The organism is Escherichia sp. MOD1-EC6300 (genome assembly GCF_002965045.1).
Classification (GTDB): domain Bacteria; phylum Pseudomonadota; class Gammaproteobacteria; order Enterobacterales; family Enterobacteriaceae; genus Escherichia; species Escherichia coli_F.
Genome location: NZ_PTRH01000012.1, coordinates 135582 through 145717, shown reverse-complemented (window position 1 = coordinate 145717; position 10136 = coordinate 135582). Strand labels below are relative to the sequence as shown.

Sequence of the window (10136 nt, the reverse complement as noted above, 5' to 3'; positions counted from 1 at the left end):
GCACCGGTGATCATGTTTTTAACATAGTCGGCGTGCCCCGGGCAGTCTACGTGTGCGTAGTGACGGGTCGGGGTGTCATATTCAACGTGAGAAGTGTTGATGGTGATACCACGAGCTTTTTCTTCCGGCGCGTTATCGATCTGGTCGAATGCACGAGCAGCACCGCCGTAGGTTTTAGCCAGTACGGTGGTGATTGCAGCGGTCAGAGTAGTTTTACCGTGGTCAACGTGGCCGATAGTACCAACGTTAACGTGCGGTTTTGTACGTTCAAATTTTTCTTTAGACACGGCTATATTCCTTACTATAGTGCTCTCCCCTTCAGGAGAGAGCACGGGACTTTGGTATTAACCCTTAGGCTTATTTACCACGGGCTTCAATTACGGCCTGAGCAACGTTACTCGGCGCTTCATCATACTTCAGGAATTCCATGGTGTATGATGCACGACCTTTGGTCAGAGAACGCAGCTGAGTTGCATATCCGAACATTTCAGACAGCGGTACTTCAGCGTGGATCTTAACGCCAGTAACTTCAGATTCCTGACCTTTGAGCATACCACGACGACGGCTCAAGTCACCGATAACGTCACCGGTGTTCTCTTCCGGAGTTTCTACTTCAACCTTCATGATCGGCTCAAGCAGAACTGGTTTCGCTTTCTTAAAGCCTTCTTTAAAGGCGATAGAAGCAGCCAGTTTAAACGCCAGTTCAGAGGAGTCAACGTCATGGTAAGAACCGAAGTGCAGACGAATACCCATGTCTACTACCGGGTAGCCTGCCAGCGGACCTGCTTTCAGCTGTTCCTGGATACCTTTATCAACGGCCGGGATGTATTCGCCAGGGATTACACCACCTTTAATGTCGTTGATGAACTCGTAGCCTTTCGGGTTTGAACCCGGCTCCAGCGGGTACATGTCGATAACAACATGACCATACTGACCACGACCACCAGACTGTTTCGCGTGTTTACCTTCAACATCGGTAACTTTCTGGCGGATAGTTTCACGGTAAGCAACCTGCGGTTTACCTACGTTCGCTTCAACGTTGAATTCACGCTTCATACGGTCAACGATGATGTCGAGGTGCAGTTCGCCCATACCCGCGATGATGGTCTGGTTAGATTCTTCGTCAGTCCATACGCGGAAAGACGGGTCTTCTTTAGCCAGACGGCCCAGAGCCAGACCCATTTTTTCCTGGTCAGCTTTGGTTTTCGGTTCAACTGCGATGGAGATTACCGGCTCAGGGAATTCCATACGTTCCAGAATGATCGGCGCATCCGGGTCACACAGAGTGTCACCAGTGGTTACGTCTTTCAGACCGATAGCAGCAGCGATGTCGCCCGCGCGAACTTCTTTGATCTCTTCACGTTTGTTAGCGTGCATCTGAACGATACGACCGAAACGCTCACGTGCAGCTTTCACGGAGTTCAGTACGGTATCACCAGAGTTAACCACACCGGAGTAAACACGGAAGAAGGTCAGGTTACCAACAAACGGGTCGGTAGCGATTTTGAACGCCAGAGCAGAGAACGGCTCGTCATCACTTGCGTGACGTTCAGCCGGAGTATCTTTACCGTCGTCCAGGATACCGTTGATCGCAGGTACGTCAACCGGGGATGGCAGGTAATCAATTACCGCATCCAGCATCGCCTGAACACCTTTGTTCTTGAACGCAGAACCACAGGTTACCAGGATGATTTCGTTGTTCAGAACGCGCTGACGCAGAGCACCTTTAATCTCTTCTTCAGTCAGTTCTTCACCACCCAGGTATTTTTCCATCAGCTCTTCAGAAGCTTCAGCTGCGGATTCGATCAGGTTCTGGTGCCATTCGTTAGCCAGTTCAACCATGTCTGCCGGGATATCTTCGTATTCGAAGGTTACGCCCTGGTCAGCGTCGTTCCAGTTGATAGCTTTCATTTTCACCAGGTCAACAACACCGGTGAAATGTTCTTCAGCACCAATCGCCAGCTGCAGCGGAACCGGGTTCGCGCCCAGACGGGTTTTGATCTGGTTAACAACTTTCAGGAAGTTCGCACCCATGCGGTCCATTTTGTTAACGAACGCAATGCGCGGAACTTTATATTTGTTTGCCTGACGCCATACGGTTTCAGACTGCGGCTGAACACCACCAACTGCGCAGTAAACCATTACCGCACCATCGAGAACACGCATGGAACGTTCTACTTCGATTGTGAAGTCAACGTGCCCCGGGGTGTCGATGATGTTGATGCGATGCGGCTCATACTGCTTAGCCATACCAGACCAGAATGCAGTAGTCGCAGCGGAAGTGATGGTAATACCACGTTCCTGCTCCTGCTCCATCCAGTCCATGGTTGCAGCGCCGTCATGAACTTCACCGATTTTATGGTTTACACCGGTGTAGAACAGAATACGTTCGGTAGTAGTGGTTTTACCGGCGTCGATGTGCGCACTGATACCGATGTTACGGTAGCGTGCGATGGGTGTTGTACGAGCCATTTGTTTCCTCGTTTATCTTTTAGGCGTTCAATTTAAGTAGCCCAAAGCGGGCTGCTTACTGGAAGCGCCCGCCTGGTGACTAAAACTCCGAAGGGATTACCAACGGTAGTGTGCGAACGCCTTGTTGGCTTCGGCCATACGGTGAACGTCTTCACGTTTCTTAACTGCAGTACCTTTGTTTTCTGCAGCATCAGAAAGTTCGTTCGCCAGGCGCAGAGCCATGGATTTATCACCGCGTTTACGAGCAGCTTCAACGATCCAACGCATTGCCAGAGCATTACGACGAACCGGACGGACTTCAACTGGTACCTGATAAGTAGAACCACCAACGCGGCGAGACTTAACTTCTACAGTCGGGCGCACGTTTTCGAGAGCTACTTCGAATGCTTCCAGTTCAGATTTACCAGAGCGCTGAGCCAGGGTCTCCAGCGCGCTGTATACGATAGATTCAGCAGTAGATTTTTTACCATCTACCATCAGGATATTTACAAATTTAGCCAGCAGTTCTGATCCGAACTTCGGATCCGGCAGAATTTTACGCTGACCAATGACGCGACGACGTGGCATGGAAATACTCCGTTGTTAATTCAGGATTGTCCAAAACTCTACGAGTTTAGTTTGACATTTAAGTTAAAACGTTTGGCCTTACTTAACGGAGAACCATTAAGCCTTAGGACGCTTCACGCCATACTTGGAACGAGCCTGCTTACGGTCTTTAACGCCGGAGCAGTCAAGCGCACCACGTACGGTGTGGTAACGAACACCCGGGAGGTCTTTAACACGACCGCCACGGATCAGGATCACGGAGTGCTCCTGCAGGTTGTGACCTTCACCACCGATGTAGGAAGTCACTTCGAAACCGTTAGTCAGACGAACACGGCATACTTTACGCAGCGCGGAGTTCGGTTTTTTAGGAGTGGTAGTATATACACGAGTACATACGCCACGTTTTTGCGGGCATGCTTCCAGCGCAGGCACGTTGCTTTTCGCAACTTTGCGAGCACGTGGTTTGCGTACCAGCTGGTTAACTGTTGCCATTAAATAGCTCCTGGTTTTAGCTTTTGCTTCGTAAACACGTAATAAAACGTCCTCACACAATATGAGGACGCCGAATTTTAGGGCGATGCCGAAAAGGTGTCAAGAAATATACAACGATCCCGCCATCACCAGGCCATCTGGCTGGAGTGCTTAACCGTAAGTCTGACGAAATCAGTATAGTCAATGGGAATGATGTCGTTCGAAATTTGACCAGTCAAACCGCGGGCAATAAGGTCTTCGTTCAGGGCATAGACCTTAATGGGGGCATTACGCAGACTTTCAAGGTAGCGGTTACCGTCAACTGCGGCAGTTACACCATCTTGCAATAATAGCAGTTCGTCGCCTTCACAGAGTAGACGCAACAGCGCAGCAAAATCCGTCAGCCAGGGTGAACGATGTAATGTGTGCAGCATAAACGCCTCAAAACCTCAAAATAACATCGTAGTTGGCGAGTTCGCGGCGTAAGGCATCTGCTTCGAGCGGCGTGGCTTCGACAACAAAGGGGGTCTGCGGATCTAACCCGCGTTCGCGCAGTGAAGCCGCACAAACCCAGCACTGTTCAATGTCGTACAGACCCAACAATTTAAAAGTGGCAATGTAATCACGCGCCAGCACTGCATCGGGCTTTTGTCCTGGCAACAGCTGAAAAACGCCATCAGCAATAAAGAAGACAGCCAGATCGTCAGTTAATGCGGAAGTTGCCAGTAAAGCATCTAAACCTTCCCGGCCTGCAGCGGTACCATGAGGCGCAGTAGAAAAAACAAACGCAATTCGTTTCATCAGAACTGTACCACCCTGTCACAGGTCAGCGAGGCTTCCGCCAGCGCGCCAAGTCCACTTAAGGTAAATCCCGGCTGAAGGTTTGACGAAGCCAGCCCCAGTCTTCCGGCCTCCGTTTCATCAACAACACCACGGCGTAATGCTGCCGCTACGCAGATATTCAGCGCCACACCATGTTGCGTATTCAACTGTTGCCAGCCACGCACAAGGTCAAATTCGTCGCTTGCCGGTGAGGTCAATTGGTTAGCGTTATAGACCCCTTCCCGATAGAAAAAGACGCTGCTTAACTCATGGCCTTCAGCTATCAGCGCCTGCGCAAACTGAAAAGCACTACTCGCCTGTTGCGTACCGTATGCTGGTCCGGTCACCACGATGGCAAAACGCATTACTTATCTTGCCCCTGGAAATCACCGCTCTTGAACTGGCGGATATAGAGATAGACAGTATGTTTGGAGATGTTCAGACGGTCAGCAACCTGGTTGATCGCATCTTTAATATCGAAGATCCCTTTCTCGTAGAGATTCAGCACGATCTGACGATTTTTGGCGTTATTAGAAACATTGCGATCGGCATTCACTTCTTCGATGGTGAACTCCAGCGTTTGGGTAACCAGATCTTCAACAGAAGAGGCAAAGTTGACGCTTGAACCGACATCCGGGGTTTCTGGCGGCACAAAAGTGCTCATAATCTGCGAGAAGGGAACATCAAGATTCATATTGATGCACAGCAGACCAATTACACGCTGTTCGCGGTTACGAATCGCGATAGTCAGGGACTTCATTAATACGCCGCTTTTGGCGCGAGTAAAGTAGCATTTAGAAACGCTGCTATCCGCTCCCGTCATATCGTGCAGCATACGTAGCGCCAGGTCGGTAATTGGCGAACCAATCTTCCGGCCTGTATGTTCACCGTTAGCAATGCGTATGGCTGAACATTTTAGATCCTGCAAAGAGTGCAAAACGATTTCACAGTGGGAGCCAATAAGCATCGCTAACCCGTCCACCACCGCTTCGTAGGATTTCAGAATATCAAAATCGGTCTGGTCGAAAGGACGTTGATCCAGTAAATCCAACTCACTGGTTTCGTTGGTTAAAAGCGACCTGGACATGAAAAAAAACACTCCTTTTCAGGAGCCTGTCGTTAACTTTTCAGGGCAGGCTCATTAATGATGCGGGTAACTAAATTAATACAGCGGAGGTTCCGCTTTCCAGCACTAATTATATCCGGCCTGTAATAAAAAAACCGCCGCCTGGTCAGGCGGCGGTTCTTAATGCTTATTTTTTAGCAGAATCTGCGGCTTTCGCATCAGCTTCCGGCTTTGCATCAGCCTTCGGCGCTGGTTTCACATCCAGCAGCTCTACGTCAAACACCAGGGTAGAATTCGGTGGGATCCCCGGAACACCCGCTTTGCCGTAAGCCAGTTCTGGTGGAATAACCAGTTTGATCTTACCGCCTTTCTTGATGTTCTTCAGACCTTCTGTCCAACCCGGAATAACACCGTCCAGACGGAAAGAGAGCGGTTCACCACGGGTGTAAGAGTTGTCGAACTCTTTACCGTCGATCAGCGTACCCTTGTAGTTCACGACAACAGTATCGCTGTCTTTCGGTGCTTCGCCTTTACCGGCTTCTACTACCTGATAAACCAGACCAGTTGAAGAGGTTTTAACACCTTTCTCTTTGGCAAATTTCTCGCGGTACTCTTTACCTTTCGCTTCGTTATCTGCCGCGTCTTTTTCCATCTTCGCCTGAGCAGAAGACTTCACGCGAGCTTCGAATGCTTGCAGTGTCTGTTCGATCTCTTGATCGGAGAGTTTGCTCTTATCAGCAAATGCATCCTGAACACCAGCGATCAGCTGATCTTTATCCAGTTTGATGCCCAGTTTTTCTTGTTCTTTTAGAGAGTTTTCCATGTAACGACCCAGCGAAGCACCCAGCGCATAAGCTGATTTCTGATCGTCATTTTTGAACGCTGCTTTGCTGTCAGCAGTTGTCGCAGGTTTTGCAGCTTCAGCAGCAAAAGTGATTGGTGCATGCAGGGCAACGGCCATTGTAGTCGCCAGCAGCGTTACTTTAAACAGTGATTTCATCCATATCTCCAGGATCGGGGCATCTCACCCCAGGGTTAACTATTATCAGAAGGGTACTATAAAGCGTTGTCGAACAAATCTACATACAGACACGCCCTATTATCATCTATTTTCAGACTCTTTTTGTTTAAATTAGTTTCGATGACCGCGAAATGAGTGCTGTCTCAGGCAGCAAAGTTAAGTAGAATCCGCGGCGACCATTCGACAAAAGAGGTGAATCATGCAGGATTTATCATTGGAAGCACGCCTGGCAGAGCTGGAGAGCCGACTGGCTTTTCAGGAAATCACCATTGAAGAACTGAACGTCACGGTGACCGCTCATGAAATGGAGATGGCGAAACTGCGCGATCATCTGCGTCTGCTGACCGAGAAGCTAAAAGCCAGCCAGCCGTCGAACATCGCGTCGCAGGCTGAAGAAACGCCACCGCCACATTATTGAGGCGTAAAAAAAGCGGGGATTCCCCGCTTTTTTGTCACTTTTTCGGTATTAGTGGCAACCGCAACCGCCGTTACCTTTACCGCCGCAGCAGCCTTCGCCACCGTGTTCATGACCGTGATCGTGGCCATGACCACCGCAGCAACCGTCGTGGTCGTGATCGTGGTGATGATCGTGCGCACCGTGAACGTGGCCATGAGCCAGCTCTTCTTCAGTCGCTTCGCGAATCGCCACAACTTCAACGTTGAATTTCAGGTTCTGACCGGCCAGCATGTGGTTACCATCAACCACGACGTGATCGTCTTCAACCGCAGTGATTTCAACCGGTACCGGACCCTGGTCGGTTTCAGCCAGGAAACGCATACCAACCTGCAGTTCATCAACGCCCATAAATACGTCTTTAGGAACGCGTTGCACCAGGTTTTCGTCGTACTGACCATAAGCGTCGTTCGCACCAACAGCGACATCAAATTTGTCGCCAACTTCATGACCTTCCAGCGCCGTTTCCAGGCCAGAGATCAGGGAACCGTGACCATGCAGGTAGTCCAGCGGCGCACTCACCGGAGACTCATCAACCAACACACCGTCTTCTGTACGTACCTGATAGGCCAGGCTGACCACCAGGTCTTTTGCTACTTTCATGATATCTCCTGAGCATGGGAAGAATAGTGGCGCAGATTGTAGCGGAATTCTGCAGCCGTGTACTCACTAGCTTAAAAAATCTCGGCGCATATCGCTAGTCCGGATGAAAAATCCCGATCACTTGCTCATCTTTGCGAACGTGATCGCGGGCTTCTTTGTCTGCTTCTCGCATCTGATGTCCGCACTTAACACATTCAACAATATCAATATTATTTTCGCGCCACATCGCCATTGAATCCTGCGCCTGACAGGCCGGGCATTTTGCGCCCGCAATAAAACGTTTTCGGATTGCCATCTTTACCCTCTACTCAAATTCATCCCAGCCGTCCAGCTGGCGTCGTTCTTGTTGCATTTCACGCTGGAAAATCTCTTCCAGTTCGCGTCGGGCTTCCCTGGCGCGAGAAATTTGTACGGTATCGGCATGCATTGGTATGAGCTCCCGCAACATCCGCATATCCAGGCGGCGAAAATGCAGTTGCGCCCGCTGCGCCTGATGTGGATGCATGCCAAGCGTGACCAGCGTCTTGCGCCCCAGCTCTAACGCACTGGAGAATGTTTCACGAGAAAACTGCGTCACCCCTGCCTGTAATAACTCATGCGCCTCCACACGTCCGCGCGCTCGCGCAAGAATATGCAAATGCGGGAAGTGTTGCTGGCAAATCTCCACCAGCTTCATGGTGTCTTCCGGTTCGTTACAGGTAATGACGATTGACTCTGCGGCCTCTGCACCCGCAGAACGTAAAAGATCTACTTGCGTGGCATCACCGTAATACACTTTGTAGCCATATTTGCGCATCAGGTTAACGGCGCTGATATCCCGCTCCAGCACGGTAATGCGCATTTTATTGGCCATCAACAAGCGACCAATCACCTGACCAAAACGTCCGAAGCCCACGACAATCACCTGCGGTTTATCATCGTTGACCCACGGTTTTTCGTCTTCTTCTTCCGGTCCGTTAAACTGGCGGGATAGCCATTTATCCACCAGCTTCATCAGCAGCGGCGTGGTCATCATGGAAAGCGTCACCGTCACCAGCAATAGCGCCATCTGGTCGCCCTGGAATAAGCGTTGTGAAGAAGCAGTAGAAAAGAGGACAAAGGCAAACTCACCGCCCTGACTCAACACGCCAGCAAACTGCATCCGCTCTGAGCTACGCACGCCATACAGCCGCGCCAGCAAATACAGCACGAGAATTTTCACCGCCACCAGCACAACCACGCTTATCACTACCCACAACAGATGGGTATAAAGCACCCCGAGGTTGAGCGACATGCCGACAGAGATAAAAAACAGTCCGAGCAGCAAGCCTTTGAAGGGATCGATAGCCGTTTCCAGTTCATGGCGATATTCACTTTCCGCCAGCAGGACGCCAGCAATAAACGTACCGAGCGCCATCGACAACCCCAGCGCATCCATAAACAATGCGGAACCCAACACCAGCAGCAGCGTCGCGGCAGTGAACACTTCCCGCACGCCAGAAGCAGCAATAAAACGGAATACCGGACGCAGTAAATAGCGCCCCCCAATCAGCATGCCGACAAACGCCAGCACCTTCATGCCGATCTTCATCCAGTCAAAATGTTCATCTGCCGATCCCGCCAGCAGCGGTACTAACGCCAGTGCCGGGATCACCGCCAGATCCTGAAACAGCAGTACCGAGAAACCTAACTGGCCGGATTCGCTGCGATTCATCCCTTTCTCACGCATCAATTGCAACGCCATTGCAGTTGAAGACATCGCAAGGCCAATGCCACCGACCACCGCCGCCTGCCAGGCGAAATCCGTCAGCATCAATAATCCCGCCAGCAACGCCGCGCTTAACAGCACCTGTGCCGCGCCTACGCCAAAAATCGAACGCCGCAGTTGCCAAAGCTTGGAGGGATTCAACTCAAGGCCGATGATAAACATCAGGAACACCACGCCGAGTTCCGAAAAGTGGAGGATCTCATCGACGTCGCTAATAAACCCCAGCCCCCACGGGCCAATTGCAATCCCTGCCAGCAAATATCCCAACACAGCGCCAATACCCAGCCGCGATGCCAACGGCACCGCAGCCACCGCCGCGAAGAGAAACAGCACTCCTGCGAGTAAAAAATCGGAACCTTCCATCAGCAGCCTCCTGGAGACAGCGGATTTGCCAGCCAGTCACCGTAGGCTCTGGCGTGACTTGCCAGCTCCTGTGCGCTTTGCCGTCTCGCCCAGTAAATAATGATGGGGCTTAACCAATGCATCCGGCACATCCCCGCCGCCAGTTCAAAGGGGCGCAGAACATCACTCATCGGGTAGCGATTCAACGCGTCATAACGGTAAGCACTTTCCGGCTCGCCGGTGGTAATCACGCTACGCCAGTACTTTCCCGCCAGTTGGTTTCCCCCCGGTCCGCTGGCAAAACCACGGCTTAATACCCGGTCCAGCCACTCTTTCAGTAGCGCCGGGCAGCTATAGGTATAAAGAGGGTGCTGAAAGACAATCACCTCGTGCTCGCGCAGTAATGCCTGCTCACGGGGGATATCAATAAAAAAATCGGGATAGTGCGCATAAAGGTCGTGCACGGTAACATTGCTGAGCTGCGTGGCCGGTTTAAGCAGTACCCGGTTTGCCACCGAGTCCTGAGATTCCGGATGGGCATACAGCAGCAAAACTTTCGCTGGCTGAGACATCATCCCCCTCCCGGTATGGT

14 protein-coding genes are annotated in these 10136 nt (G+C 51.1%); 1 reads left to right on the top strand and 13 read right to left on the bottom strand.

Translation table 11 applies throughout. The features are described from left to right. From BGE37_RS18180 to fkpA, 9 genes are all read right to left on the bottom strand, one after another. Positions 1 to 287 (bottom strand): GTP-binding protein (locus BGE37_RS18180; protein ID WP_000031683.1); only part of this gene is annotated, 287 nt, incomplete at its 3' end. Positions 288 to 357: 70 nt separating this feature from the next. After that, a complete protein-coding gene (gene fusA, locus BGE37_RS18175) occupies positions 358 to 2472 on the bottom strand; it encodes an elongation factor G (protein WP_000124703.1) in 2115 nt (704 codons plus the stop codon). A 96-nt stretch (positions 2473 to 2568) separates the two neighbouring features. Then, positions 2569 to 3039: a 30S ribosomal protein S7 gene (gene rpsG, locus BGE37_RS18170; RefSeq protein WP_001138043.1), complete on the bottom strand. Its 471-nt coding sequence runs from the start codon at positions 3037 to 3039 to the stop codon at positions 2569 to 2571. Between the two features lie 96 nt (positions 3040 to 3135). Then, entirely contained in the window at positions 3136 to 3510 is a 375-nt protein-coding gene (gene rpsL, locus BGE37_RS18165) for a 30S ribosomal protein S12 (protein ID WP_000246815.1), read from the bottom strand. 125 nt (positions 3511 to 3635) lie between these two features. Further along, positions 3636 to 3923, bottom strand: a complete 288-nt coding sequence (tusB, locus tag BGE37_RS18160; protein ID WP_039020592.1) for a sulfurtransferase complex subunit TusB — start codon at positions 3921 to 3923, stop codon at positions 3636 to 3638. Positions 3924 to 3930: 7 nt separating this feature from the next. After that, positions 3931 to 4290 carry a sulfurtransferase complex subunit TusC gene (gene tusC / locus BGE37_RS18155; protein ID WP_000820714.1) on the bottom strand — a complete coding sequence of 120 codons (360 nt, stop codon included), beginning with the start codon at positions 4288 to 4290 and terminating at the stop codon, positions 3931 to 3933. Then, the gene (gene tusD, locus BGE37_RS18150) at positions 4290 to 4676 is read right to left on the bottom strand and encodes a sulfurtransferase complex subunit TusD (protein ID WP_001209697.1); all 387 of its coding nucleotides are present in this window, start codon (positions 4674 to 4676) and stop codon (positions 4290 to 4292) included. Before tusD ends, tusC begins: the two co-directional genes overlap by 1 nt. Then, positions 4676 to 5398: a helix-turn-helix transcriptional regulator gene (locus BGE37_RS18145; protein ID WP_000091466.1), complete on the bottom strand. Its 723-nt coding sequence runs from the start codon at positions 5396 to 5398 to the stop codon at positions 4676 to 4678. Before BGE37_RS18145 ends, tusD begins: the two co-directional genes overlap by 1 nt. A 166-nt stretch (positions 5399 to 5564) precedes the next feature. Further along, on the bottom strand, positions 5565 to 6377 hold the full coding sequence (gene fkpA / locus BGE37_RS18140; RefSeq protein ID WP_000838261.1) for an FKBP-type peptidyl-prolyl cis-trans isomerase: 813 nt from the start codon (positions 6375 to 6377) through the stop codon (positions 5565 to 5567). Between the two features lie 220 nt (positions 6378 to 6597). Between fkpA and BGE37_RS18135 the strand changes: the two genes are divergently transcribed. Then, a complete protein-coding gene (locus tag BGE37_RS18135; RefSeq protein ID WP_001153615.1) occupies positions 6598 to 6816 on the top strand; it encodes a protein SlyX in 219 nt (72 codons plus the stop codon). A gap of 48 nt (positions 6817 to 6864) precedes the next feature. On the opposite strand, the gene slyD is transcribed toward BGE37_RS18135, so the two are convergent. The 4 genes from slyD to kefG form a co-directional block, all read right to left on the bottom strand. Continuing rightward, positions 6865 to 7455 (bottom strand): peptidylprolyl isomerase, encoded by a 591-nt coding sequence (gene slyD, locus BGE37_RS18130; protein WP_000861334.1) that lies wholly within the window; start codon positions 7453 to 7455, stop codon positions 6865 to 6867. Between the two features lie 94 nt (positions 7456 to 7549). Beyond that, the gene (locus tag BGE37_RS18125; protein WP_001007730.1) at positions 7550 to 7750 is read right to left on the bottom strand and encodes a YheV family putative zinc ribbon protein; all 201 of its coding nucleotides are present in this window, start codon (positions 7748 to 7750) and stop codon (positions 7550 to 7552) included. A gap of 9 nt (positions 7751 to 7759) precedes the next feature. Beyond that, a complete protein-coding gene (kefB, locus tag BGE37_RS18120; protein WP_000399122.1) occupies positions 7760 to 9565 on the bottom strand; it encodes a glutathione-regulated potassium-efflux system protein KefB in 1806 nt (601 codons plus the stop codon). Continuing rightward, entirely contained in the window at positions 9565 to 10116 is a 552-nt protein-coding gene (kefG, locus tag BGE37_RS18115) for a glutathione-regulated potassium-efflux system ancillary protein KefG (protein WP_000081823.1), read from the bottom strand. The genes kefB and kefG overlap by 1 nt, the downstream gene beginning before the upstream one ends. Positions 10117 to 10136 lie beyond the last annotated feature (20 nt).

Excerpts from the sequence above, each read along its gene's own strand:
- kefB (WP_000399122.1), bottom strand. The coding sequence starts at position 9,565 with ATGGAAGGTTCCGATTTTTTACTCGCAGGAGTGCTGTTTCTCTTCGCG.
- rpsL (WP_000246815.1), bottom strand. The coding sequence starts at position 3,510 with ATGGCAACAGTTAACCAGCTGGTACGCAAACCACGTGCTCGCAAAGTT.
- fkpA (WP_000838261.1), bottom strand. The coding sequence starts at position 6,377 with ATGAAATCACTGTTTAAAGTAACGCTGCTGGCGACTACAATGGCCGTT.
- tusC (WP_000820714.1), bottom strand. The coding sequence starts at position 4,290 with ATGAAACGAATTGCGTTTGTTTTTTCTACTGCGCCTCATGGTACCGCT.
- tusB (WP_039020592.1), bottom strand. The coding sequence starts at position 3,923 with ATGCTGCACACATTACATCGTTCACCCTGGCTGACGGATTTTGCTGCG.
- BGE37_RS18145 (WP_000091466.1), bottom strand. The coding sequence starts at position 5,398 with ATGTCCAGGTCGCTTTTAACCAACGAAACCAGTGAGTTGGATTTACTG.
- BGE37_RS18125 (WP_001007730.1), bottom strand. The coding sequence starts at position 7,750 with ATGGCAATCCGAAAACGTTTTATTGCGGGCGCAAAATGCCCGGCCTGT.
- slyD (WP_000861334.1), bottom strand. The coding sequence starts at position 7,455 with ATGAAAGTAGCAAAAGACCTGGTGGTCAGCCTGGCCTATCAGGTACGT.
- kefG (WP_000081823.1), bottom strand. The coding sequence starts at position 10,116 with ATGTCTCAGCCAGCGAAAGTTTTGCTGCTGTATGCCCATCCGGAATCT.
- BGE37_RS18135 (WP_001153615.1), top strand. The coding sequence starts at position 6,598 with ATGCAGGATTTATCATTGGAAGCACGCCTGGCAGAGCTGGAGAGCCGA.
- rpsG (WP_001138043.1), bottom strand. The coding sequence starts at position 3,039 with ATGCCACGTCGTCGCGTCATTGGTCAGCGTAAAATTCTGCCGGATCCG.
- tusD (WP_001209697.1), bottom strand. The coding sequence starts at position 4,676 with ATGCGTTTTGCCATCGTGGTGACCGGACCAGCATACGGTACGCAACAG.
- fusA (WP_000124703.1), bottom strand. The coding sequence starts at position 2,472 with ATGGCTCGTACAACACCCATCGCACGCTACCGTAACATCGGTATCAGT.